Annotated in this window: 20 protein-coding genes and 1 pseudogene; 9 read left to right on the top strand and 12 right to left on the bottom strand. The window is 51.6% G+C overall.

Going from position 1 to position 25,622, the window contains the following annotated elements; translation table 11 throughout:
* Window positions 1-141: 141 nt before the first annotated feature.
* The 3 genes from D6024_RS07605 to D6024_RS07590 form a co-directional block, all read right to left on the bottom strand.
* On the bottom strand, window positions 142-1,542 hold the full coding sequence (locus D6024_RS07605; protein WP_162944617.1) for a RagB/SusD family nutrient uptake outer membrane protein: 1,401 nt from the start codon (window positions 1,540-1,542) through the stop codon (window positions 142-144).
* An 18-nt stretch (window positions 1,543-1,560) separates the two neighbouring features.
* Window positions 1,561-4,599, bottom strand: coding sequence for a SusC/RagA family TonB-linked outer membrane protein (locus D6024_RS07600; protein ID WP_121353979.1), 3,039 nt, complete (start codon window positions 4,597-4,599; stop codon window positions 1,561-1,563).
* 242 nt (window positions 4,600-4,841) lie between these two features.
* Window positions 4,842-7,262, bottom strand: a complete 2,421-nt coding sequence (locus D6024_RS07590) for an efflux RND transporter permease subunit (RefSeq protein WP_121353977.1) — start codon at window positions 7,260-7,262, stop codon at window positions 4,842-4,844.
* Window positions 7,263-7,510: 248 nt separating this feature from the next.
* Between D6024_RS07590 and D6024_RS07585 the strand changes: the two genes are divergently transcribed.
* Window positions 7,511-8,038 (top strand): thioredoxin family protein, encoded by a 528-nt coding sequence (locus tag D6024_RS07585; RefSeq protein ID WP_121353976.1) that lies wholly within the window; start codon window positions 7,511-7,513, stop codon window positions 8,036-8,038.
* A 51-nt stretch (window positions 8,039-8,089) separates the two neighbouring features.
* Here the strand turns inward: D6024_RS07585 and D6024_RS07580 are convergent, their stop codons facing one another.
* The 6 genes from D6024_RS07580 to rsfS all read right to left on the bottom strand — a co-directional run bounded on the left by D6024_RS07580 (window position 8,090) and on the right by rsfS (window position 14,192).
* A complete protein-coding gene (locus tag D6024_RS07580; RefSeq protein WP_162944616.1) occupies window positions 8,090-9,166 on the bottom strand; it encodes a mechanosensitive ion channel family protein in 1,077 nt (358 codons plus the stop codon).
* A gap of 128 nt (window positions 9,167-9,294) precedes the next feature.
* Window positions 9,295-10,104: an NHL repeat-containing protein gene (locus tag D6024_RS07575; RefSeq protein WP_121353974.1), complete on the bottom strand. Its 810-nt coding sequence runs from the start codon at window positions 10,102-10,104 to the stop codon at window positions 9,295-9,297.
* The gene (locus D6024_RS07570; RefSeq protein ID WP_121353973.1) at window positions 10,101-10,886 is read right to left on the bottom strand and encodes a UDP-2,3-diacylglucosamine diphosphatase; all 786 of its coding nucleotides are present in this window, start codon (window positions 10,884-10,886) and stop codon (window positions 10,101-10,103) included. The genes D6024_RS07575 and D6024_RS07570 overlap by 4 nt, the downstream gene beginning before the upstream one ends.
* A 112-nt stretch (window positions 10,887-10,998) precedes the next feature.
* Window positions 10,999-11,622 carry a LutC/YkgG family protein gene (locus D6024_RS07565; protein WP_240409983.1) on the bottom strand — a complete coding sequence of 208 codons (624 nt, stop codon included), beginning with the start codon at window positions 11,620-11,622 and terminating at the stop codon, window positions 10,999-11,001.
* 2 nt (window positions 11,623-11,624) lie between these two features.
* Window positions 11,625-13,706 (bottom strand): ATP-dependent zinc metalloprotease FtsH, encoded by a 2,082-nt coding sequence (gene ftsH, locus D6024_RS07560; protein ID WP_121353971.1) that lies wholly within the window; start codon window positions 13,704-13,706, stop codon window positions 11,625-11,627.
* A gap of 84 nt (window positions 13,707-13,790) precedes the next feature.
* Window positions 13,791-14,192 (bottom strand): ribosome silencing factor, encoded by a 402-nt coding sequence (gene rsfS, locus D6024_RS07555; RefSeq protein ID WP_121353970.1) that lies wholly within the window; start codon window positions 14,190-14,192, stop codon window positions 13,791-13,793.
* Between the two features lie 85 nt (window positions 14,193-14,277).
* On the opposite strand from rsfS, the gene D6024_RS07550 reads away from it, so the two are divergent.
* The gene (locus D6024_RS07550) at window positions 14,278-15,027 is read left to right on the top strand and encodes a biotin--[acetyl-CoA-carboxylase] ligase (protein WP_121353969.1); all 750 of its coding nucleotides are present in this window, start codon (window positions 14,278-14,280) and stop codon (window positions 15,025-15,027) included.
* A gap of 57 nt (window positions 15,028-15,084) precedes the next feature.
* Here the strand turns inward: D6024_RS07550 and bcp are convergent, their stop codons facing one another.
* Both bcp and D6024_RS07540 read right to left on the bottom strand, forming a co-directional pair.
* Entirely contained in the window at window positions 15,085-15,549 is a 465-nt protein-coding gene (gene bcp, locus D6024_RS07545) for a thioredoxin-dependent thiol peroxidase (protein ID WP_121353968.1), read from the bottom strand.
* Window positions 15,550-15,633: 84 nt separating this feature from the next.
* Window positions 15,634-17,310, bottom strand: coding sequence for a peptidoglycan DD-metalloendopeptidase family protein (locus tag D6024_RS07540; protein ID WP_121353967.1), 1,677 nt, complete (start codon window positions 17,308-17,310; stop codon window positions 15,634-15,636).
* A gap of 97 nt (window positions 17,311-17,407) precedes the next feature.
* On the opposite strand from D6024_RS07540, the gene D6024_RS07535 reads away from it, so the two are divergent.
* The 4 genes from D6024_RS07535 (at window position 17,408) to D6024_RS07520 (ending at window position 21,657) form a co-directional block, all read left to right on the top strand.
* The gene (locus D6024_RS07535; RefSeq protein WP_121353966.1) at window positions 17,408-17,755 is read left to right on the top strand and encodes a hypothetical protein; all 348 of its coding nucleotides are present in this window, start codon (window positions 17,408-17,410) and stop codon (window positions 17,753-17,755) included.
* Between the two features lie 29 nt (window positions 17,756-17,784).
* Window positions 17,785-18,012, top strand: a complete 228-nt coding sequence (locus tag D6024_RS07530) for a hypothetical protein (RefSeq protein ID WP_121353965.1) — start codon at window positions 17,785-17,787, stop codon at window positions 18,010-18,012.
* Window positions 18,013-18,254: 242 nt separating this feature from the next.
* Entirely contained in the window at window positions 18,255-21,077 is a 2,823-nt protein-coding gene (gene carB / locus D6024_RS07525) for a carbamoyl-phosphate synthase large subunit (protein ID WP_121353964.1), read from the top strand.
* Between the two features lie 97 nt (window positions 21,078-21,174).
* Window positions 21,175-21,657: a DinB family protein gene (locus D6024_RS07520; protein ID WP_121353963.1), complete on the top strand. Its 483-nt coding sequence runs from the start codon at window positions 21,175-21,177 to the stop codon at window positions 21,655-21,657.
* A gap of 49 nt (window positions 21,658-21,706) precedes the next feature.
* Here D6024_RS07520 and dtd read toward each other — a convergent pair whose 3' ends face one another.
* Window positions 21,707-22,159, bottom strand: a complete 453-nt coding sequence (gene dtd / locus D6024_RS07515; protein WP_121354157.1) for a D-aminoacyl-tRNA deacylase — start codon at window positions 22,157-22,159, stop codon at window positions 21,707-21,709.
* 95 nt (window positions 22,160-22,254) lie between these two features.
* Here dtd and arfB point away from each other — a divergent pair.
* The 3 genes and pseudogenes from arfB to D6024_RS07495 all read left to right on the top strand — a co-directional run.
* Window positions 22,255-22,644, top strand: a pseudogene (arfB, locus tag D6024_RS07510) (alternative ribosome rescue aminoacyl-tRNA hydrolase ArfB); the annotation flags it as partial.
* A gap of 46 nt (window positions 22,645-22,690) precedes the next feature.
* Window positions 22,691-23,722 carry a cytochrome-c peroxidase gene (locus D6024_RS07505; protein ID WP_121353962.1) on the top strand — a complete coding sequence of 344 codons (1,032 nt, stop codon included), beginning with the start codon at window positions 22,691-22,693 and terminating at the stop codon, window positions 23,720-23,722.
* A 180-nt stretch (window positions 23,723-23,902) separates the two neighbouring features.
* Complete coding sequence (locus D6024_RS07495) at window positions 23,903-25,462, top strand: oligosaccharide flippase family protein (protein WP_240409982.1); 1,560 nt, start codon at window positions 23,903-23,905, stop codon at window positions 25,460-25,462.
* The last annotated feature ends 160 nt before the right edge of the window (window positions 25,463-25,622 follow it).

Raw genomic sequence — 25,622 nt, 5'->3', positions numbered from 1 at the left:
TGCACGGGAAGACGATTTTTTTTCCTTTATATTTTCCCATATAAACTATATCGTTAATCTATAGGTGTTTTCACGTAGGCGTTACGTAAAAAAAAGCGCCCTGGTTTGCAGAGCGCTTTTTCGGGAGTCGAATTCCGGGCTTTAATAGCCAGGGTTTTGTTCTACCACGTTACCGCTGGTCTGTTGTTCCCGCTGCGGGATGGGCCAGCGGGCCTTGAATTCGTTCGGACCGGTGAAACCCAGCACGGCATCTTCGCGGTTGTTGCGGCGCAAATCAAAGAAGCGATGTCCTTCGTGCGCAAACTCCACGAGGTTTTCCTGCTCGATCGCGGCCAGCAACTCATCCTGCGTCGCTGCCGTTGTGGGTGCCAGCCCGGCCCGTGCACGAATCACATCCACATCGGCTTTTGCGCCAGCCAGGTCAGCTCCCAGTTTGGCCCTCGCCTCCGCCCGGATAAGGTACAATTCGGCAAGACGGAGAATGATGACATTGTCTGTCCCGGCCACCCGTGTATACTTCAGCGTCTTGTTGGCCGGCGCCAGTGTAGAAGCCGTGGTCACGTTTACCGGCAGGCGTTTATCACCGGCTTCGTGCACTCCTTTTAACGTGGTGGCAGCCGTGATTTCGTTGCGGCCACCGTAGGCACCGGTAAAATAAAAGAAGGCGATGGAGTTGGTGTTCGTTGCATCGTATTGCAATTCAAAAATGCTTTCGGGCTTCACGTTTTGCGTCAGCCACAGATCGGCATAGTTGGGTGCAAGACCGCCAAAAGCCGTGTTGCCTTTGTATTTGTCAATGACCTGTGTCGCCAGGTTTTCCGCTTCGGCATTATTGCCGCGGTACAGTTCCAGACGGGCTTTGAGGCCCAGTGCCGCATCCACGCCAGGACGGCCCGTACGCAGCCCCGCCGGCAGGTTGGCAATGGCAACATCCAGGTCACTTGCAATTTGCGTATACACCTGCTGCTCGGTTGCCCGTGGTTTCGGCGCCGCATTTTCCGGTACCAGCGTAGGCTCCAGGAACAAAGGCACTCCCAAGCCGCCGGCTTTGTTGTAACCGGTTGTAGAGCCACCCCACAGGCGAACCAGATCGAAGTAGGCCAACGCCCTGGCAAAGCGAGCCTCCCCATCGAGGACGGCTTTGTTGGTAAAACTCGGATCGGTCACTTTCGGTATCGCCGCAATGATGTTGTTGGCCCGGTTGACCGTTGCATAGATCTGGTTCCACATGTTGGTCACCTCCACATTATTCGAGAGGATGTTCCGGTTGGCAACTTCAGCAAACGAAGGGAAGGTCCCTGTATGCCGCAACACATCGGCGTACAAGTCTGCCAGCGCCCAGTAGCGAAGACCATAATAGTTGCCACTTTGCAGGCCATTATAAATACCGGCCACACCGGCTGCTACGGCCGTCGGCGTATTAAAAGCTGTTGTCGCGTCAAGGGCTGATCCGGGCTGCTGTTCCAGCAGTTTTTTACAGGAACTGGTGCCCAACAGAGCAGCTACCAATAACATTCCTGTCCATTTATTTTTTAAGCTCATTGTAAACATTTAAAGGGTTTAAAAACCAAGGTTCAATCCAAAGGTGATCGTCCGTGCCTGCGGAAAAGTGAGGAAATCGGTTCCCGGTGCCGTGTTCGTCGTAGAGAAGGTGCTCACCTCCGGATCAAAGCCTTTGTACTTCGTGCGGGTAACCAGGTTTTGTCCTTGTACAAACACCCGGAACGTGCTTACATGCAGCCGGTTGGTAACCGCTGCCGGCAGGCCATACGAAAGCACCACATTCTTCAGGCGCAGGTACGAACCATCCTCCACCCAGCGGTCCGACACACGACGGTTATTGGCCGGGTCGCCAAATACGGCTCTTGGCACAGTGGTGCTGGTTTTGCTGGGCTGCCAGCGGTCTCTTACACCAACCGTTTGTCCAAACACGCTGTTCATGCCTTCGCTGAAGGCACGGGTGTTGTTGTAGATCTTGTTGCCGGAAACGAACTGGATAAAGGCGTTCAGCTCAAAACCCTTGTAGGACAGGTTGTTTGTCAGGCCACCAAAAAATTTCGGAATGGCGTTGCCCAGGATTGTCTGGTCGTCCGTGGTAATCTTGTTGTCGCCGTTGATGTCGACAAAGCGGATATCACCCGGACGGGTATTCGAATTTTGAAAGGGGGCCGCATTGATCTCGTCCTGCGTTTGGAAAATACCCGCCACCTTATAGCCGCGGAACGATCCAATGGATTCGCCTTCCTGCACCCAACTGGCAAAACCGGCTGCGAAGGGCGTGCCGCCCTGCAGTTTCTTCACGATGTTCTGCTGGAAGGTGAGGTTAAGATCCGTAGTCCAGGTAAAATCTTTCTTGGCAATGTTCCTCGTATTCAACTGGAACTCCAGTCCCATATTTTCCAGTTCACCCACATTTTCCGTTACCGTCGTAAAACCGGAAGAACCAACCAGGGGCCTGGCCAGCAGGAGTTTGTTTGTATTCTTTTTATACCCTTCCACCGTCAGGTTGATGCGGTTGAACAAGCCCACTTCCAGCGCAAGATCGGCCTGGCGGGCTTCTTCCCAGCTCAGGTTGGGATTCCCTAATTGCGAAGGAGCAAGACCCGGTGCAGACGAAAGATAGTTTGCTCCCACACCCACCAACGGACGGGAAGCAAACAACCCAATACCGATGGCATTACCGGTGATACCATAAGAGCCACGGATTTTCAGGTTGGTAAGCGGACGGATGCCTTTCATGAAGTCCTCGTCGCCAAGAACCCAGCCCGCAGAGAAAGCGGGGAATGTACCATAGCGCTTGTTTTCACCAAAGTTGGAGATGCCATCCCTGCGTACAGAAGCACTGAAAAGATACCGGCCCTTGTAATTGTAGTTGGCACGGCCCACATAACCAATGATGCCTTGGCTGTTTTCATCCGATGTCAGGATGCTTTTGGTTGAACCGGCAGACAGGCGGCGGATGCTGTTGCCGGGAAACTGCAGGGCCTGGCCAAAGATGGATTCAAACCGGTTTTTCTGGTAAGACGCTACGCCGATCAGTGTCAGGTTATGACTGCCGAAACTTTTAGTAAAATTCAAAATGTTCTCGTTGATCAGGTTCAGCACATTGTTGTAGCCTTCGTTAGCCTGGCCATTGGTGCCTGCACCGGCTGCCGAAATAGAAGGGAAAAACTGAAGTTCGTTGAGCTGCGTGTAATCAACACCCAACGTGGTGCGGAAGGAGAGCGATGGCAGGATCTGGTATTCACCTGCAAGGTTACCCAGTATCCGGTTGTTGTTGGCATTGTTGTAAATCTCGTTGCCGGACAAAAGCGGATTCTCGATCGACGAATTCGGGTCCCTGACATACGTCCCATCGGGATTGAAGGGAGAGTAATACGACCCATTTAAGACAGCCGTACTCAATACGCCATAAATGTTGTTGTCGTTATTGGTACGGCTTGTACGTGTACGGCTTCCAGAGAAGCCGGTACTGATCTTGAATTTATCGGTTACATTGTTGTCAAGATTGATACGGAAGTTGTAGCGGCGGAAGGAAGAACCAATGATAATGCCCTGCTGCTCGAAATAACCGCCACCGACGTAAAACCGGGTTCGTTCGTTGCCGCCCTGTGCGGAGATGTCGTGCTGCGCAATGGGTGCCGAACGGAAGATCAGGTCCTGCCAGTTCGTTGTCGGATACGTGCTGGGATCAGCATCCAGCCCGGTCAGCCCCAGTTGCGAAGGCACAATGGATGCTCCAAAGCGATTCCGGACGCCTTCCTGCACCAACGCAACATATTCCGGTCCCGTGATCGTCTCAATTCTCCGCCAGGCTTTTTGAATCCCGTACGAGGAACTAACGTTGATCTTTGTGCGTTGGTTGCGGCCTCTCTTCGTGGTGATCAACACCACACCATTCGCAGCACGGGCCCCGTAAACAGCGGTGGCTGCCGCATCTTTCAGCACTTCAAACGACTCGATTTCATTCGGGTTGATGTCCACGAGACTGTTCAGCGTTTGCCCTCCCACACCGACCTGCGAAAAGCTGCCGGTGTTGATCGGAATGCCATCCACGATATAAAGCGGCTGGCTGCTGGCAGAGATGGAGCCGATGCCGCGAATGTTTACGTTGATGGATGAACCGGGGGTACCGGAGTTGTTGGTTACCGTTACCCCTGCCGCACGTCCCTGCAAGGCCTGGTCGGGACTGGTGATGGGCAGGTTCTCGATCTCTCGTGCTGAAATACGGTCAACCGACCCCGTTACCTCTCTCCGCCGTTGTACGGCATAGCCGGTTACCACCACTTCCTGCAGGCTTCGTTCGGCAGCCTGCATGGTGATATTTACGGTTGTTTGATTGGCACTGAGGCCCACCTCCTGCCGCATAAGCTGCGACCCGGTAACCACCAGTGTATTGGCATTGGACGGCACACTGATGCTATAAGAGCCATCCGCGCCGGTCACCGTGCCCAAATTGGTGCCCCTGACCTGGACAGAAGCTCCTGCAATAGGAAGGCCGGCGACATCTGTGATTTTACCTGTAATGGTTCGATTTTGTGCCAGTAGCTGCGAACTGAGAAACAGCATGACTAGCATGAGTGTTAGAGTTCTTCTCATGTTTAGGAGTTAATGGTTAAAAAGTCGCACAACATTGTGCGGGTGAATTAATTAGTCTCCAAATTCAGGCAAAAAGCTGCATGCACGCCGGACATTTTCCAAATGCCTTTTTCAAACGTCCCGCCGATAAAATTTTTCAACGGACCGGCAGGCACCCCAGCAACCAGACGGACAAAGCCTGTCCCCTGCAGCCGGGTTCAGGGCAGCAACACAAGCGGAACAAAGAAGTCGCAAGAAAGGTTCTACGACTTTTGGCGCCCTTTGAAAACCCGCAGCAGCAAAGCCGGTAACAACACCAGGTTGGCAACGGTTGCCGTGACCAGTGTAACGGATGTCAACCAGCCCAGCGCCTGTGTGCCGCCAAAGCCACTAAAGCAAAAGATAACAAAGCCGGCAATGAGAACGATAGAGGTGTATACAATGCTTAAGCCGGTGGAGTAGATGGTTTCAATAACCGTTTTCTGTACGTTTGATTCGTTTCCTTTCAACTGTTGCTTGTAATTCACCAGAAAGCGAATCGTAATGTCGATGGCGATACCTAATGCAACACTGAAAACGAGTACGGTAGACGGTTTGAGCGGCACGCCTGCCCAACCCATGATGCCTGCGGTAATGATCAGGGGAATGACATTGGGGATGAGTGAGCAAAGCAGGATCCGGAACGAGCGGAAAAGATAGAGCATGCACAGGGCAATCAGCAGAAACGCCCAGAGAATACTTTCCTTCAGGCCATTGATGATAAACCGTGTGCCTTCGAGGAAGGTCACGGAGCCGCCGGTCAGCTCCACATCGACCTTTCGCTTGCTCCACAGCGAGTCATCTTTGTGTTCGGCCTTCACTGCCGCACTTGCTGTTAATGCGTCAATGCTGTCGCGGTTAAAAATCTCTTCGGCCCGGATTTGAATGCTGTCGAGAATGGAAGGCAGTCGCTCCGATCCCACATCTTTCATCGTAACAGAAATACGGGCCTGCTGCCGGTCTTTGTCCATGAATGAAGACACCAGCCGGGTAAAGCTTTGTTTCCGCTTTGCCGAGTCGGTGGTGGCTGTAGTGCTGTCGGTGTTTTGCGAGAGGTAGGGCCGCAGTGCCAGCAGGTCGTTTTCACCGGGCATGATGTAAAACGTACTGTCGCCTTCGAAAAAGGCCTGCTTGGCAAACTTTAATCCTTCGGTCAATGTAAGCGGCTTGCCGATATATTTTTTCGACGCAAGGAATTGCACCAGCGAGTCGATCTTTACAAGGTTTTGCAGGCTGCGGGTCACACCGTATTTCTTCTTCGTGTTCACCACCACTTCCAGCGGCATGACACCACCAAAATTTTCTTCGAAAAATTTCAGGTCGGTGTAGATCTTATCGTTCTTGGGCACATCATCCACGATGTATCCCACACTTTTCAACCGTGTGATACCGATAATGGAAACCACCAGTACGACCGCCGTGATTCCAAAAATGAGTGCCTGGTGATGAAGCGACCACCTTTCCACCCTGGCCAGCCATCGCTGCAGGCGGGCACTTTCGAGGTACTTCATGTGACGTGGCTTTGGTGCGGGCAGCATGCTTAACACCGCCGGGATCAGCAATAGAGAAATAAAGAAAAGGGCCAAAATATTGACACCGGCAACGGCACCGAATTCTTTCAGGATGGCGCTTTTTGTCAGCGCAAACACGGCAAAACCGATGGCTGCTGCAATATTGCAAAACAGGGTTACGATCCCCATCTTGCTGATCATCGTAATGATCGCTTCCCGCTTGTCGCCGGTTTCGCGGTAGCTTGTATGAAACTTGTTCAGGAAATAAATACAGTTGGGAATCCCGATCACCACCACCAGCGGCGGAATCAACGCCGTCAGGATCGAGATCTTGTATCCCATCAACTGCAAAAAGCCTACGCTCCAGACCACACCAATGCCCACCACGGCCAGCGAAAGCAGCATCGCACTCACCGAACGGAAAAACAGGAGGAGAATGAGTGCAGAGAGCACCACGGATCCAATGAGGAAGAATTTCATTTCGTTTTTGATCCGGTCGCTCAGGATGGTGCGGATCAGCGGCAGCCCGCTCCTGTGTAGCTGGATGTGATGTTTGTTTTCAAAATCCGTACACAGGCGAAGCACACTGTCGATCACACGGCTGCGTTCCGGTGTGTTGAACAACTTGTTGTCGACCGTAACGGCCATCATCCATGTCTGCGTTTGCAGGTTGTATAACAAACCCCGGTAAAAAGGAATGTTCAGCAGGGCAGCTTTGCCGCTGTCGATTTGCGCCTGCGCCAGCACGGAGTCCGGGAAAAGGGGAAGTGCCTGCAGCTTTTCGGCGTCTTCGGCCCGGACCAGTTTCACCGCCGACGGCGCGGAAAGAATACCTTCGATCCCGTTGACCTTTTTCAGGTCGCGTTGCAACTGGACAAAATCATTGAAGAAAGCCGAGTCGAAAAACCGGTCGGTCTGCACGGCCAGCACCATCAGTCCACCGTTGTCGCCAAAGGTTTGCTTGAAGCGTTCGAAGGCAAGATACTTGGGATTGTCGGTGGGAATGGCTTTGGCAAATTCATAGCCCAGTTTCACCTTGCTGGCCTCGTAGCCCAAAAAGGCCGTGAGCAGCGCAAGGAGGAAAAGCAGGACATATTTAAACCGCAGTACAGCAATGGCAATGGACTTCCACATAGGGGCGAAGATAGAAGAAGTTTGGAGTGGTTCGGTTCAAAGAAATTTGGCAGGACACTGCTGCATTGCAACAAGATTTCATGCTTGTTTTTTTCAGGGCTGACGGCCTTCGGGATCCGCCGATTGGTTTTCCAGATCGTCGTTTGGAAATTCCGAAATGGCTACGGATGTCCTTCTTTTTGAATTTGTAGCATCTCTTTAACACCCGTCTCTCTGATTGCGTTTATTTTTGAAGGACAAGGAAAAACATGAAAACGATTCTCCTCTGCATCATTGCCTTCTTTTCGCTCTCTTCAGTATATGCACAGCCGGCGGTTGAGATCAGCCGCGACAACAGCGGTATAAAAGTGCTGAAAGGATTCATCAGCCGCAAAGACCTCGTAACCGATACGGCGTTCAGCTGGTTTGCAGAAGGACAGAAAAGCTTTACACCCAATCCCGACGTGGTGAAACAATTCGCTGCAGTGAAAGACAGCGTAAGCATCTTGATTTTTGGCGGTACCTGGTGCGGCGATACCAAGCACCTGCTTCCCAATTTCCTGGCCACAACCGACGCCGCCGGCCTCTCCCCCAACCGCATTACGCTGCTGGGTGTTGACCGCAACAAGAAAACCCTTTTCAACCTGGCGGAAACCTTCAACATCATTAACGTTCCGACGTTCATCGTACTGAAGAACGGCAAAGAGATCGGCCGCGTAGTGGAGTATGGCCGTATCGGCATGCCGGAAAAAGAACTGGCGGAGGTGATTGCTGGTTCAGCAAGCAATAAGCAATGAGTCAGGGCCAGGGTGTACACGCTTTGCTAATTGCCAATTGCCTATTCGACTTTACTTTGGCCCGCTAGCCGCTTCTTTCCCTTCGGAGGCAATCCTGATCTCCAGTTTGTCCATCGTTTGCAGGATGTGAAAATTGACTCGCTGCTTGATATCGGTGAAACGTGCCCACTCGATCGGCGGCGTAAAAAATTCAATGAATACAATGTAGGCCTGCATCCTGATATCGTTGAACAGGACTGTTTGCGTTTGAATTTCCGGGATGGTGGAAAGAAAGTTTTTGATTTCGATGATCAGTTCATTGATTCGGGCCGTTGGGGTTTGCAGGTGAATGTTCAAATTAATTTCACCGCGTATATGCGACCGCCGCGAAATGTTATCGAGAATACTGTCCACCATTTGCTTGTTGGGCACCGTCACATAGGATTTATCGGCTGTACGTACACGTGTGCTCCGCAGCCCGATTCGCTCTACTACTCCCGACACGTTTTGCACCTTCACAAAATCGCCGGCCATAAACGGACGGTCGAAAAAAATCACGAATGATGCAATGAGGTTTTCGAGGCTTTCGCGAAAGGCCAGGGCCAGTGCCGCTCCCACGATGCTCAGGCCCGTCAGCAGCGAAGACACATCGTAGTTGAACGCCTGGTTCAGCATCAGCATGATACCGATGGCGCCGATGAGCACCTTGATAAAGTCGCGGAAGAAAACAATCAGCTGGTTGTCGCCGGGCGAAGGCGTTTCATTGGCCTTGTGCTCCAGGATGCTCGCAATAAAATCAACGACCCGCAGCGTCAGCCAGGTAAACGCCAGGATCTGCACAGCAATGGCCAGTGAAAGCAGCACCTGCTGCAGTGGGTATTTGTAAAGTGTGAATTGCAGTGGTGGAGGATAATGGAGTTTGTAAAGCGCCACGATCGACACGGTGATCACCAAAAAAATTCCGAGAGGCTGCACAACCAGGTCGGTAAACTTCTTTGGATCATGAACGGTAAGCCGCCTGCGAAACAGCCGGAAAATCAGCCGGGCCAGGTATTTTGAGATGAGGCGATTGAGCAATAAAACAAAGAGGATAACACCCAGCGTCCAGAGATAATTTTCTACCGTATTGCCCCAAAAGATCCGATCCATTACACGTCCGATTTGCGATAAAATTAGTGAATGCGACCGTACAGTTTTCATTCCGGAAACTTTGCCAAGACCTCACAGGTTTTGAAAACCCGTGAGGTCTGTCCACGCTTACAGAATTGTCATCGAGATCAGTCGGCAAACCGGTAAATGCGAAGTGAGTCCTGCGAATAAGTCACCAGCTTATTCCCGGTGGTGAACGAGTGTAGATAAGGCGTAAAGGAAGGCGGTAACCGGCGTGCTTGCTCGGTAAAAAGATCAGGATTATACACCCGAACGGCACCGTCGCTGAGACGGACTACCTTTCCGCTCCACACATCCAGGTCGCCACCGTTTTTGAGGGGAATGGTTCGTTTGTAGGTACCGTAATGATCAAACACAAAAAGGCCCTGCGCACTGTCGGCAAGGTAAACCAGGCCATTGTCGCTGATGATCTTTTGCGGTGTCACGGAACTTGCAAATAGCTGCCGGAAATCCGGCGTTTCCAGCAACAGGTTCCCGCTTTCGTCCAGCTTTTTCAGCTTGTTGTCGTACTGGTCGAAAACCCAAATGTTGTTGTCGTACGAAAGCCCAACTGCTGCCGGCTGCAGCACGTTGTGCCGCCGCAGGTCGATACTGGCACGGCTGGCGAGCAGCCTGTCCAGGATAACCACGGTGGAAAAGTCTTTGTAAAAAAGCAGCAGCCGCAAGGGATTGGTCACATCAACCGTTTGGAGTTTGCCGTATGCACGGAGGCCATTGAAGACACCGACTGAATCGCCCCTGCTGTTAAACTTTTTCAACTGCCCTGTGGACGAAACAACATAGAGGTTGTCCAGGTTGTCGATCGCTACGGCGGCAATGTCACCGCTGTAGGTTCTGACGAGCAAAAACGAACTGTCCTTTTGTGCAAACGAAACCGTTGCAGCCACCAGGAAGAGGAAGGTGAAAAAGGACTTCATGGCTTGCGGTAGATTTTATCGTTTTTGCCGGTATAGGAACGCAGTTCCAGCGAGCTGCCGTCGAAGACGGCATAGGTTTGAAAATTCATCCATTCACCAAGATTAATGTAACGGCTGCCGGCGCCCAGGCGATAATCGATGGGCAGGTGCCGGTGACCGAAAATCAAAAAATCGTAGTGCTCTTTTTGCAGAATGCCGCGGCTGTAAATGAGCAGCCATTCGTTTTCTTCACCGCGAAACGACTCTTCGACATGCTCCTGGGCCTTGCGGCTTTTGCGGCTGAAATAATTGGCGGTTCCCACGCCGATTGCCGGTGGCAAAACACCAAACAGCCATTGACTCACCGGGCTACGAAACAGTTTTTTCAGCGCTTTGTAGCCATGATCGCCGGGCCCAAGACCATCGCCATGGGCAATGTAAAAACGGCAATCGTTGAAGGTGAAGGTCTGCGGACCGAAATAGACCGGCATATTCAGCTCCTGTTGCAGGTAATTGTTCACCCACATATCGTGATTGCCCACAAAAAAATGCAGCTGGATACCGGCATCGCTCAATTCGGCGAGCTTGCCCAGCAGCCGCACATAGCCGCGGGGGACGACAGTGCTGTACTCAAACCAGAAGTCGAACATATCGCCGACCAAAAAGATGGTGTGTGCATCTTTCGCCGCTTCGTCGAGAAATTGCACGATGAGTTTTTCGCGTTCACGGCTTTTTCCGGGAGTGGGTACGCCAAGGTGAAAATCGGAGAGAAAATAAACTTTTTTATCGGGGGGCAGTTGCATGAGATCACCAAAAGATTCTGCGCTAACGCTTTGTTTGTAATTGTTGAATGAGAGACATTTTCCGCAGCAGGACTAAATCCGTTTCAACCAAATTCGTCACATGGTGGGAGCGCTATGCAGCACCATCATCAACCACAAAGCAATACACTTCCTTTGGCCCGTGCACACCGACCACCAGCGTTTTTTCAATATCGGCCGTGCGACTGGGACCAGTGGCCAGTGTGAGCAAAGATGGTAAGGCGTCTTTGTATTTGTCTTTCACTCTTGTCAGCCCGTCTTTGATATCGTACACCAATTGCGAGGTGGAAGCAATGCACACATGCACCGGCGCATACACGCTGGGCACACGGCCCTGCTGGGCGGAACTCAGCAAAATACTTCCTGTTCGGGCCACCAGGGCTTCGCAACTGGTCACCGACGCTTCGCAGGTCGCAATGTCATTGTGCAGGGTTTTCGGATTCAATAAGGACTGCAGCGGCTTCTCGCCGCAATAAATTTTTGTCCACTTGTTTTGACCGCAAAGCCTTTGCAGGTTTTGCGCCAGCTCGTTTTTATCGAGGCAAAAGATAAACTTGCCCTGCAGCGCCGAAAACTGCTCTGCAAAATCCACGACAAAATCCTGCGAGGAAGCCTGCACGGGGTTCTCGCGGCCTTCCGCCTGCGGAAAAGGCAATGGCGTTGGGGTTGCCAACGCCATCCGTATTTTATTCAGAATGTTGTTTCTTGCTTTGTTCATTTCTATGCCGAGGCCGGGTGATTAGGGTGGTTCGTTACGTTCGGATCGTACGGCGGTACACCTTCACTAATGCCGCCATCCGGGTGGGCTTCAAGCCCGTTGTCCAACGGCTTTTTCTCTTCGTACGGACGCGGCCCGATCAGCGTTTCCACATCGCTTTGAAAAAGCACTTCCTTTTCAAGCAAAGCCTCTGCCAGTTTTTCAACTTCCTGCTTTTTTTCCCGTAGCAGCCCCAGGGTACGATCATACGACTCGTCGATCATGCGGCGCACTTCTTCATCGATAATGCGGGCTGTCTCTTCCGAATACGGCTTCTGGAAAGAGTTATCGGCTTGCGGATCGTAATAGCTGATGTTCCCGACCTTGCTGCTCATGCCATAGACCGTGACCATTGCCGTAGCGATGCGTGTAATCTGCTGCAGGTCGTTTTGCGCACCGGTGGAAATCTTGCCAAAGAAAATTTCTTCCGAGGCGCGACCACCCAGTGTCATGCAGATCTGGTCCTGCAACTGGTCGGTGTTGTAGAGATATTGTTCTTTCGGCGTGTATTGTGCATAACCCAGGGCTGCCGTACCACGTGGCACGATGGTCACCTTCAGCAGCGGGTAGGCATGCTCCAGGAACCAGCCGCAAATGGCGTGACCAGCTTCGTGGTAGGCAATGATTTTTTTCTCTTCGGGAGAAATGATTTTATTCTTTTTCTCGAGGCCACCAATCACACGGTCAACCGCGTCCTGAAAGTCACTCATGTCAACCGCCTGTTTGCCTTTACGGGCCGCGATCAGGGCCGCTTCGTTGCACACGTTGGCAATGTCGGCGCCGGCAAAACCGGGTGTTTGTTCGGCAAGACGATGGATGTCTACTTTCTCTGACACCTTGATCGGCTTCAGGTGAACCTTGAAAATTGCTTCACGGCCTTTCACGTCGGGCTTATCGATGGAGATCTGGCGGTCGAAACGGCCGGGGCGCAATAACGCCGTATCCAGCACGTCCGGACGGTTGGTTGCTGCCAGTACAATAATGCCGGTATCGGTGCCGAAACCATCCATTTCCACCAGCAACTGGTTCAGCGTGCTTTCCCGCTCGTCGTTGCTCATCATCATATTCTTTCCACGGGCACGGCCAATGGCGTCAATTTCATCGATGAAGATCACGCAGGGTGCTTTTTCCCTTGCCTGCTTAAAGAGGTCACGAACACGGCTGGCGCCCACACCCACAAACATTTCCACAAAGTCAGATCCGCTCAGGCTGAAGAATGGCACCTGGGCTTCACCGGCCATGGCTTTTGCCAGCAGGGTCTTACCGGTACCGGGAGGGCCTACTAGCAGGGCACCCTTGGGGATTTTACCGCCCAGCGAGGTATATTTTTTCGGGTTGCGGAGAAAGTCCACAATCTCCATCACTTCTACTTTGGCTTCGTCAAGGCCTGCCACATCGGCAAAGGTGATGTTCACCCGTGTGCCTTTGTCGAACAGGGTTGCCTTGGACTTACCGATATTGAAAATGCCACCCGGGCCACCACCGCCGGCCGCACCACCGCTCATCTTGCGCATGAGCAGGATCCAGATGCCGATCAGCAAAAGGAAGGGAAGGATGGTTTGCAGGATCGGGGTAAACCAGTTGCTTTCCGCTTCGGCTTTTTCGGTTACTTTTTGAATCTGCGGATTGGATTTATAAAAATCCCGCATATCGTCTTTGAACGATTCCACCGAGGCTATCCGGAAGGTGGCAATCAGTCCTTCGCTGGTCATGCCGTTTTTGCCGATGGCATTGCGTGCTGAGTCGGAAAGGGTTTCTTTCTTCAGCAGCACCTTTACCAGGTTGCGGTTGGAGATGATGGTATAATCCTGAACCTCGCCGCGCCGGATCATGGCTTCAAAATCATTTTGGGTGATCTGTGCTGCGTTGGGGTTGAACGAGCCAAACAATTGCAGCCCGATCAGGACGGCAAAAATGATGGCATAGACCCAGTAAAAGCTGAAACGGGGCCCTTTGCGGGGCGAATTGTTTTCATTGTCTCCTGTGTTCCGGTTGAACTTGGGGAGGGTCCTTCTTTTATCGTTTTTATATGGCTCTTGTGACATTTCTTCTGTTTATTCTAAACGGTGCAAGTAATGAATTTTTGGCGGATTTGCCGGTCAAATGTTCCGATTTAACAAAACTAGCGGCTAGCCATTATGCTCTTCCAATGGCGCATCGCTCCACATTTCTTCCAGTTTGTAAAATTTGCGGGACTCAGAGCTCATGATATGCACGACGACGTTGATGTAATCGATCAGCACCCATTGCAAATTTTGCTTTCCTTCGTGACGGTAGGGAATCTCTCCCACATTTTTCTTTACCGCTTCTTCTACCGCGTCGGAGATGGCCCGGATCTGGGGCTGGTTGCTGGCTTCGCAAATGATAAAAAAGTCGGCAACAGCTTCGGGAATTTTACGCAGGTCGAGAGAGACAATGTTCTCGCCCTTTTTATCCTGTATGGCCCTGATGATGGTTTTATAAATTTTTGATGCTTTTGTTAGCCGGGCTGGAGACTTCTTCCTTTTCGTCAGTACGTCTAATGGTTCCAAATAGGTAAATTAAAATGTTAAGCAAATAAAATTCGTGCAGTTGCCAAGGTAAGGAAAGACTGCTTTTCTTTGCCGCAAAAATAGGTTGAAAACGTCTTTCATATATTCCATCGGAACTCCCTTTGAAGAACTGCAGCAGGTAGAGAGCACCAACAACTATGCCACCGGATTGGTGCATGCGGGGTTGGCACAAAGCGGAATGGCCGTGTTTGCCCACGATCAGACAAAGGGCAAAGGCCAGCGCAACAAAGAGTGGCAAAGCGAAGGCGGAAAAAACATCTCCCTGAGCATCATCCTGCAGCCGGTAAACCTGGCCCTGTCCCAGTCATTCCTGCTCAGCATGGCTACGGCTGTTGGGGTGTATAATTTCTTTGCGGCTCATGCCGGTCCCGAAACAAAAGTTAAATGGCCTAACGATCTTTTTTGGCGTGACAGAAAGGCAGGCGGCATCCTGATCGAGAATATCGTAAAGGGTAGCAAATGGGAAGCCGCTATTGTTGGTATCGGCATCAATGTCAATCAAACGCATTTCGACCACCTTGGAACAAAAGCCGTTTCGCTGAAGCAGATCACCGGCAGGGACCAAGAGCCCCTGGCGCTGGCCAAAGAACTTTGCTCGCACCTGGAGAAAGCTTACGACCTGCTGGAAAAACTGCCTTCCGAGATCAAGGAACAGTACCGGAAGCACCTGTACAAGCTCAATGAAACCGTTCGCCTGAAACAGGGCAGCCGCGTTTTTGATGCAGCCATCCGGGACGTATCGTCGCTGGGCGAACTGGTGGTAGAACACGCTACGGAAGAACGGTTTGGCGTAGGTGAAGTGGAGTGGGTTTGAGGAGGAGATGGATATTGGATATTAGGAATATCCCAATATCCAATATCTCAATATCAACTATCCTGCTATCTTCACTATCTCCTCTGCATGCGCCTTGTTTTTTGGCCGCAGGAAGATCTTTTGAATTATACCATCTTCATTGATGACAAAGGTCGTGCGGTGTAAGCCCATGTATTTTCTGCCGTACAGATTCTTCTCGCCCCAGACGCCGTATTTGTCAATGATCTTGTGTTCGGGATCGGCTAATAGCGTAAAGGGCAGGTTGAATTTTTCCCTGAACTTCTGGTGCTTTTGTTCATCGTCGGGGCTCACGCCAATCACGATAAAACCGTGTTTTTTCAACAACGCATCATTGTCGCGGAGGTTACACGCCTGCACGGTGCAAGTCGGCGTATCGTCTTCGGGGTAAAAATAGAGCACGACTTTTTGCCCTTTCAGATCGGCCAAAGAAATCTTCTTACCATTTTGATCTATGCCGGTAAAGGCCGGCGCCTTCTGTCCTTCCTGTAAATGGGTGGCCATGACAATTTCGGATTTATGATTTACAATTTCGGAGTTCTTGTTCCTTTACCCTTCTACCTTCCCTGTTCACCTTTTCGATCGTTGCTACCGCTTCACATTCCAGGTTCGCTCGGTTACATTTCCAGCTTCATCCTCCACCGTCACTTTCAGTTGATGCTCGCCCCGTGGAAAGTGTTCATCGAACGTGTAAATCCAGGTTCTTCCCTTATCGTTGGTAAAGCGAAGCCACTGGCCGTCCAGTTCTGCGCGGAAGCGGCGGATGGTATTGAAATTATCGGTTGGTGTAAACACGATGCGGCTTGCCCGTGAAAGATCGGCTGCTACGCCGTTCACGTTCGGCGGTACATTGTCAACAAAAGCCTGGTAGGTACCAAATTGCCGGAACCGGGCCATCAGCCATCCTTTTTGCCATACCGCTTTTTGTACAAAGGTTTTGCTGCCCGAAACGTTTTTGATCACGATCCGGTCCATCCAGGCATTGGGCATGTCCACAGAGGGTTTGATGCGCACCATCACGCTGTCGTGCGCAGGGATGGCCGCACTTAAAAAATGGTGCAGCGGCGACACGGCGTTGGCAGCGCCGCCGGAGTCTTGCGAATAGCTCACATTCACCGCATCGTACATCGAATTCTCCGTTGTGACCACCTGGAAGTTCTCCTGTTCAAACACATTGATGTTGCGCGGTAAAAACTGCTCGGCCGTCGCCTTCGACGATGCGGGCAGCAAGGCACCATCGTATTGAACGGTAAAAGGGATTCCGGTGGTGTTGAAATTCGCATCCTGCACCTCGATCAACACCGCATGCGGCTCGCTGTCCGACAGATGAATGATCCCGTCACCCCCCGGCAGATCGTAAGCGACCTCCGTGGCGCCGGGCAGCGGCGAGATATGCTGCAGGTGGCCGCCGCCCCTTGCCGCGAATGGATAATCGATCTGCGCATTGATGTAACGGGTTTCGTCATAGCCGATGTTATTGAGCGCAAATGAAGAAACAGGCTTTCCATCGACCGAGATTTTTGCGGCATAAATGCCGTTGTTGCTGCCGCCGATCCGGTCCGTTGCGCTAATGGCAAAACTGATCTTGTCCGACCCCACTTTGATGGAGCGCCCCCTGATTCCTCCTAAACTGAAAATCTGCGGTGATTGCTGGTAGGTACTCTTGTTGCGGTCGTACATGGCCACCCTGGTAACAGTAGGTGGCACCGCGTCGGACAGGGGAAACCCAAACAGCAGGGGATTGAGAACCTTTTCGGTCTTGGTGTCCCTGATCTCGAAGTGTACATGGGGGCCGGCCGAACCACCGGTATTGCCGCTCAGGGCAATCAACTCGCCTTTGTGCACGGGGAACCGATCCGGCGGGAACTGCAATTCAATCGCCCAGGTCTCCTGCCCGTATTGTTCTTCTTTGATGGCCTGCTGCAAAGCGGGAAAGAACTGGTTCAGGTGGGCATAAAGCGTGGTAAACCCGTTGGGATGATTGATATAGATTGCCTGCCCAAAACCACCCGGCTCCACTTTAATGCGGGCCACATAGCCATCGGCCGCCGCGTAGACCGGAAGGTTTTCCCGTTGCTGGGTGCGGATGTCGAGGCCCATGTGCCAGTGATTGGCTCGGATCTCGCCAAAATTGGCCACCAGTTGCATGGGTATATTCAGCGGCGACCGGAAATAGCCCCGCGGATAGCTTTGCGCCTGTGCCCCACCGACTGTCGAAGCGAAAAAAAGAAGAGTGAGTATTTTTTTGTGCATCCCGTTCATCATGTCGAAATCCCCCGTGGTTCAATTCCTGTTCCACCTTTTTGCCATGGCGGGCACAAAATTGGTAGCAGAATGCCTATCGTAACAAAAAAAATATTTTATGAGTGTCAACAACAAACACCTGGCAACCTTTCTGCTCGGTGCCGCTGCCGCCTTTGGCGCCTACAAGTATATGAACCTGTCTGACGAGGAAAAAGAAAAGCTGGCCACAAACCTGAAGGACAAGGCCAACAAACTCAAGGACCAGGCTGTGGCCGCAGAAGACAAGGCCATGGATTATTTCAACGAATTAAAAAGCAAGGGCACCGATGCCTTTAAAGAGCACATGCCCAAAGTGGAAGATTTTTTTAACAACCTGTTTGGTGGTGCCAAAGCCGGCACACAAGCAACGGCAGAAGCGGGCGGCGCAACACCAGCGGCCGAGAATCCTGCGGCTTCCGCCTCGTAATGAATTTTTATCACAAAAAATAAAGGGTTATGACTCGAAAAACCAGTCTGGGATCTTTACTGTTAGCTGGGGCGGCGGCTTATGGCTTGTACCGTCTTTCCAAAATGAGTACGGAAGAAAGAAATGGCCTCGTCGAGAAAGGCCGGCGCCTCTTTGCCGATAATTTGGGAAACCTCAAAAGCGCTCTTGGCCGCAATGGTTCCTCACCCGACGCACGGATCAATTCATTTTCCGGCGATGTGACCTATGGCGGGTAGGCCGTTCGCAAATAAAAGATCAGTGGGCCGCGACAAGCGGCTCTTTTGCTTTTGCTGCGACGGAAAATTAACCGTTCACCATTGTCATTTTCATTTACATTTGCACCCCGGGTAAAAACCCGGTTTTTTTATATCTGTATGAATCGTTCACGAGTTCACGGTTCACAAGTTCACGAGTTGTTCGCAACAGCGGAAACCAACTTGTAAACACGCAAACAACTGAACGGGTAAACTTCTTAAGCATGCCCAAAGACACGTCCATCAAATCTGTCCTCATTATTGGTTCTGGTCCCATTATTATTGGTCAGGCGGCCGAATTTGATTATTCCGGCACGCAGGCGGCCCGCAGCCTGCGGGAAGAAGGAATCAAAGTGATCCTTATCAACAGCAATCCGGCTACCATCATGACCGACCCGATGATGGCGGACAAAGTGTACCTGCTGCCGCTGACGGTGGAAAGTCTTGAACAGATTTTAAAGGAAAACGACATTGATGCCGTGCTGCCAACCATGGGCGGACAAACAGCGCTCAATCTTGCCAAAGAAGCCGAAGACCTGGGGCTTTGGCAACAATACAACGTAAGGCTGATTGGTGTGGACATCAAAGCCATCGACAAAGCCGAAGACCGCGAAAAATTCCGCCAGTGGATGATCCAGTTGGGCGTGCCTGTGGCGCCGGCCAAAACGGCCAACTCCTTCCTGGAAGGAAAAGAATTTGCGCAGCAGATCGGCTTCCCGCTGGTGATCCGTCCTTCGTTTACCCTGGGAGGAACCGGTGGCGGTTTTGTACACGATGCCGACGACCTGGACGAGGCATTGCAGCGTGGCCTGTCCGCTTCCCCCATACACGAAGTGCTGGTGGAAAGAGCCGTGCTGGGATGGAAGGAATTTGAACTGGAACTGCTGCGAGACGCCAACGACAACGTGGTGATCATTTGCACCGTCGAAAACTTTGATCCGATGGGTGTGCACACCGGCGACTCCATCACCGTGGCGCCGGCCATGACCCTGAGCGATACGGCGTTTCAACTGATGCGGGACACCGCGATCAGGATGATGCGTGACCTGGGAAATTTTGCAGGAGGCTGCAACGTGCAGTTTTCGCTCAACCCCGAAACGGAAGAAATCATCGCGATCGAAATCAATCCCCGTGTAAGCCGCTCTTCGGCGCTGGCATCGAAAGCCACGGGTTATCCCATTGCCAAGATCGCGGCAAAACTGGCGATCGGTTACACGCTGGACGAATTGAAAAACCCGATCGTGCAAACCACATCGGCCTATTTTGAACCGGCACTCGACTACGTCATCGTAAAAATTCCCCGCTGGAACTTCGACAAGTTCAAAGGTGCTAACGACACACTCGGCCTGCAGATGAAAAGCGTGGGTGAAGTGATGGCCATTGGCCGCAGCTTTACCGAAGCGGTGCAAAAGGCCTGTCAAAGCCTGGAGAACAATGCCGTGGGCCTGGGTTATTACGGCAAGAGCCAGATGCACGCGGAGGAACTTCTCGAATACATCAAAACGCCGAAATGGGACCGCATCTTCCGCCTGAAAGATTCCCTGATGCTGGGCATCAGTGTGAACACCATCGCCAAGGCTACCGGGATCGACCGCTGGTTCCTGTACGAGATCCAAAAGATCTGCAACATTGAAAAAGAATTGGATAAATATGGCCTGGCCGACTTGCCCATCGATGTACTGAAGCAGGCAAAAATTCATGGTTTCGGCGATGAGCAGATTGCCCGCATCCTGGGGGACGCCAACGAAGAAGACGTGTATGAAAAACGCAAGGCTGCCGGCATCACCCGTGTGTACAAGATGGTGGATACCTGCAGCGCCGAATTTGAAGCGAAGACGCCCTACTTCTACAGCACCTTCGAAGAAGGACATACCAACGAAAGCAAGGTAACCGACAAAAAGAAAATCATTGTCCTTGGTTCCGGTCCCAACCGGATTGGCCAGGGCATCGAATTCGATTACTGCTGCGTTCACGGCCTGCTTGCCATCAAAGAATGCGGGTACGAAGCCATCATGGTGAACTGTAACCCCGAGACGGTTTCCACCGACTTCGACATCGCCGACAAGCTCTATTTCGAACCGGTTTACTGGGAGCACCTGTGGGAGATCATCGAACACGAAAAGCCGGAAGGAGTGATTGTGCAGCTGGGCGGTCAAACGGCGCTCAAGCTGGCAGAACGCCTGCACGAAAAAGGCATTCAGATCGTCGGCACCTCTTATGACAACATGGACATTGCCGAAGACCGCGGCCGCTTCAGCGATATGCTGAAAGAACTGGAGATTCCTTATCCCAATTACGGCACGGCCTTCACCGTAGACGAAGCCGTTGCAGTTGCCAACCGCGTGGGATATCCTGTACTGGTTCGCCCCAGCTATGTGCTGGGTGGACAACGGATGCGGATCGTGATCAACGACGACGAAGTGGAAAAAGCGGTGATCTCTTTATTGAAACATATCCCCGGGAATAAAATCCTGATCGACCACTTCCTCGACCGTTGCCAGGAAGCCGAGATCGACGCCATCTTTGACGGCGAAAACTTCCATGTAATGGGCGTGATGGAGCACATTGAACCCGCCGGCATTCACAGTGGCGACAGCAACGCCGTTCTGCCGGCCTTCAACCTGCCGCCGCTTACGGTAACAACAATGGAATACTACGCGGAGAAAATTGCCCGAGCCCTCAACATAAAGGGCCTGATCAATATTCAGTTTGCAATCAAGGACGGCAAGGTCTATGTGATCGAAGCCAATCCAAGAGCGTCGCGTACAACACCGTTCATCGCGAAAGCATACGGCATTCCATACCTGAACATTGCCACCAAGGTGATGATGGGCGAGAACAAACTCACCGACTTTGAATTTGACAAAAAGCTGAATGGCTTTGCCATCAAAGAACCGGTGTTCTCGTTCAACAAATTCCCGAATGTGAACAAGGAACTGGGCCCTGAAATGAAAAGCACCGGCGAAGCGATCCGCTTTATCAAAGACCTGCGTGATCCTTACTTCCGGCAGTTGTACAAAGACCGGAGCATGTACCTGAGCAAGTAGTTTATACTGACCAGATACGAAAGTCAAAATTCAAACGGGAAAAAGCCGGAAACGGCGACGCTCTCTTTTTGAATTTTGACTTTTTTATTTTTGCCCGATGAAACAAGAGATCAATTTGCTCATTGAACAACTGAAGGAAACATGGGAAGGCGATCCGTGGTTTGGCCGGAATGCCAGTGTACTCTTGGGAGAAGTAAGCGAGCAGGCTGCTTTTGAAAAGATCAGCGGACAGCACAGCATCCTGGAACTGGTTTGGCACATGTGCAACTGGCGTGAATTCGTGATCAGCCACCTGGCGCCGTCGGAAAAAAGCCTGGCCCATTTTGAACACAACGACTGGCAGAATCTGGATCACACCAACAAAAGCCTGTGGCCCGAAGGACGAAAGCGGCTGCAGCAAACACAGGATGAACTGATCCGGCTCCTGCAGCAAAAAGACGATTCAATTTTAGCGCAAAACGTCAGCGAACGAACCTATCCTTACCGGAAATTGTTGACCGGCATTATCCAGCACGACATCTATCATTTGGGGCAGATTGCCTTTCTCACAAAAGCTTTGAAGGCTTCCGGTACTGAATAAAAATTTTACCAGGGAACAACCTTCTTCCTTCATAAAAAGGAAGAAGGTCCTACTCTTTGTTTTTCGTATCCATCACAATCGTTACCGGGCCATCATTGAGCAGTTCCACTTTCATATCGGCACCAAAAATTCCGGTTTCAACTTTTTTTCCAAGATCGTTCTCCAGTTGCCTGATCATTTTTTCATACATCGGTATGGCCACCTCCGGCTTGCTTGCTTTGAGATAGCTTGGCCGATTCCCTTTTTTGGTAGACGCATGCAGGGTGAACTGGCTGACGAGCAAAATACCACCGCCTGTTTCCAACACCGATTTGTTCATCACTCCGTTTTCGTCACCAAAGATTCGCAGGTTCACGATTTTCCCGCTTAGCCAGTTGATGTCTTCGCCCGTGTCGGCATCTTCTATTCCGACCAGGACCAATAAGCCTTCACCGATTTGCCCGGTTACTTTCCCATCGACGGTAACGCTGGCTTTGCCAACTCTTTGAATAACGGCACGCATAAGACGTAAAAGTAAACCGTAAAAAATCCAAAAACCTGCGGTACAATTTTTACTTTTCACTTTTGAATTTTGAATTGCAAATGGATTTTTCTTCAGAAATAAACCTGCAAACCACCCGTAGCGGCGGTAAGGGCGGACAAAACGTGAACAAGGTGGAGACTGCCGTGATCGCCTATTTTAGCGTCGGTACTTCCCGGTTGCTGACGGATGCACAAAAAGAGTTGGTCCGTGAAAAACTCTCCAACCGCATCAACGCGGAAGGCGAACTGGTGGTGAAAGCACAAACCCACCGCACCCAACTTGCCAACAAGGAGGAAGTGATCAAAAAAGTAAACGCGTTGCTGGAACAGGCGCTGAAGAAGAAAAAAATGCGCATTGCCACCAAGCCGTCGAAAGCAGCAAAAGAAAGACGGGTTGAAAGTAAAAAACGCAGTTCGGAAGTGAAGCAGGCCCGGAAGAAATTTCGCCCCACTGATTTTTCGTAAACCGTCCGGGTCGATTCTGCGCTAATTTTAGTGCGAACAAGTGTCCATGAAATCCCGTGTCATCATTTTTACTTTGATTCTTTTTGTGGCGACCGGTTCGCTGCTGCTGAACGGCTGCCGCAAAACACGGTTGGAGACCACCGTGATTCCCTTCAGCGTGCCGGCCGGCTTTCCCCAACCCGTTTACGATTTCCAGGCGAACCCGCTGACGGAAGAAGGTTTTCGACTGGGCAGGAAATTATTTTTCGATGGCCGCCTTTCTGTTGACAAGGTGCACTCCTGCGGCTCCTGCCATCAGCCGGTGGCGGCCTTTACCACTTTTGAGCACGATCGCAGCCACGGTGTCAACAATTCGCATACGCTGCGCAATGCGCCGGGGCTGTTCAACCTGGCCTGGTATCCCGCCTTCAACCAGGACGGAAGCGCGGCAAAACCGGAGGACGTGTACCGTGCCCATATTACCAGCCCGGTAGAGATGGGCGAAACTGTTGGCAACGTGCTGGCCAAGATCGGCAACGACGAAACCTACAAGCCGCTGTTCAGGGCCGCATTCGGCGACGAAAAAATCACGGAGGATCGGCTATACAAAGCGCTGAACCAGTTTGTACTGAGTCTTGTTTCGGCCAATTCGAAATACGACAGGATGCGCAAAGGTGAAGCCGTCTTCAACCCACAGGAAAATGCGGGGTATACCCTTTTTCGGGCAAAATGCGCTGCCTGCCATGCCGAGCCCCTGTTCACCGATTTCAGCTACCGGAACACGGGTTTTGAAGCGGACCCGTTCCTGAACGACTATGGCCGGATGCGGGTCTCGGGCAGCCGCACCGACTCACTCAAGTTCCGTGTACCTTCCCTGCGCAATGCGGAATTCACCTCTTATTACACCCACGACGGAAGGATCAACACGTTTCGCACCGTGATACAACATTACCGTTTCAGCGTGAACGGCAGTCCCACGCTGGATCCATTGCTGACAAACGGCATTCAACTAACAGATACGGAAGAAGATGCCCTGGTGGCCTTCATCCGGACACTCTCTGATTCGGCCTTTCTCAACAATCCACGATTCCGGGAATAGCGAGCAGGAAAGAGCAGGTGGCAAGCAGCGACCGAGGCTGAAGAAACTCTTTGTCTGCCGGTTTTTGCACTTTGGTGAAGATTTTGTTGAAAAGAGGACTTGCACCAAAAGGCTTTCCGCCGGGTGCTACTTGCGCCTTGCTATTCCCTAAATTTGCTTTTTCTCTAAAAAACATTCTATTTGAGCGGCATTAAAAAACTGGCAGGACAGACGCTGTGGTATGGAGTTTCTTCAATTGCTGCCCGCTTTTTGAATTACCTGCTTACCCCCTACCTGACCAATGCCTCGGTGCTGAAGGAAACGGCCTATGGCGAAATGAGCATCATCTATGCGGCTATCCCGTTCCTGAACATCATTTTCACCTACGGACTGGAAACGGCCTATTTCCGTTTTTCCAAATCAAAAGAGGAGGAAGTGGAGGTTTACAGCACGTCCACCCTGTCGCTGATCGGCTCCACGGTTCTTTTCACCTCGATCCTGCTGTTTTTCCGGCAACCCCTGGCCACCCTGCTGGGCGTGGAAAAACACCCGGAATACATGACCATGGCGGCTTTCATCATTGCCTTTGATGCGTTGGGCGCACTGGCATTTGCCAAGCTGCGTTACCAGAGCAAGCCGCGCAAATTTGCCCTTATCCGCATCGCCAGCATTGTCATCAACATTGGCCTGACGATCTTTTTCCTTTCGGCATGCCCGTCGCTGCAGGCCAAAAATCCGAACAGCTTTATCGGGGTTTGGTACAATAAAAGTTTTGGCGTGGGATACATCCTTTTGGCCAACCTGCTGCAGTCCGTCTTTACGCTCCTGTTTCTTTCCAAAGAGTTTTTCTCTTTCAAACTCCGGTTCAATGCCAAACTCTGGAAGGAGATCATTCTTTATGCGTCGCCGCTGATCCTGGCTGGCTTTGCGGGCATGATCAACGAAACCTTTGACCGCATCATGCTCAAATGGTGGTCGTCGGCGCCAACCGAAAGCGCCGCGAAAGTCCAGGTAGCGATTTACAGCGCCTGTTATAAGCTTTCGATCCTGATCACCCTGTCGGTGCAGGCCTTCCGCATGGCAGCGGAACCGTTCTTTTTCTCCGCCGCACAGGGACAGCAGCCCCAAAAAATCTATGCACGGGTGATGAAGTTTTTTGTCATCACGGTTTGCTTTATGTTCCTGGCGGTGGTGCTCTTTTTAGATATCTGGAAGCATTTCATTACCAACCCGGTTTACTGGCAGGGACTCGGCGTGGTGCCGGTACTCCTGCTGGCCAACATGTTTTTGGGTATTTACTACAATCTTTCCATCTGGTACAAGCTTTCCAACAAGACGATGGCCGGCGCCTGGATCACGCTGATCGGCGCCCTGATTACGCTTTTGATCAACGCTGTTTTCATTCCCTATTTTGGGTACTATGCCTGTGCCTGGGCAACGTTTTTTTGCTATGGCAGCATGATGGTCACCTCGTTTGTCTGGGGACAGAAGGCCTACCGTGTGCCTTACGCCTGGAAAAAGCTGGTGGCGTACATCCTGATCTGCGTGGCCTTTTTCGGCCTTCATTCCGCTTTTGGTTTGCTGCACCTGAACGAATGGATCAACCGGGCATTTGGCGCCCTGCTGTTTTTCATCTTTGCCTGGTTTATTGGCCTGGTGGAAGGAAAAGAGTTGGCGAAGCTACCTTTTGTGGGGAAGTTCTTTGGTCAAGCCCCCCTGCCCCCCAATGGGGGATTGGCTGGCACACAAAGGCCAGCTTAGGCAAGACACATTCCTTGCTCAGTATTGCTCTGAACCCTGACGTGTGCGACGCAACGAAAGCGCAATCGATCATCTGCTGCCGGTCACATAAAAGAAAAAGGCTCCATCATGTAAAATGATGGAGCCTTTGTTGTATCGTGCTCAAGCAGGCTCTGTGCAA

Origin of the sequence: Flavisolibacter nicotianae (assembly GCF_003628535.1) — a bacterium.
GTDB classification, from domain to species: domain Bacteria; phylum Bacteroidota; class Bacteroidia; order Chitinophagales; family Chitinophagaceae; genus Flavisolibacter; species Flavisolibacter nicotianae.
Note: the sequence above shows the minus strand (reverse complement) of the source record. Positions and strands in the feature narration are given on the sequence as shown.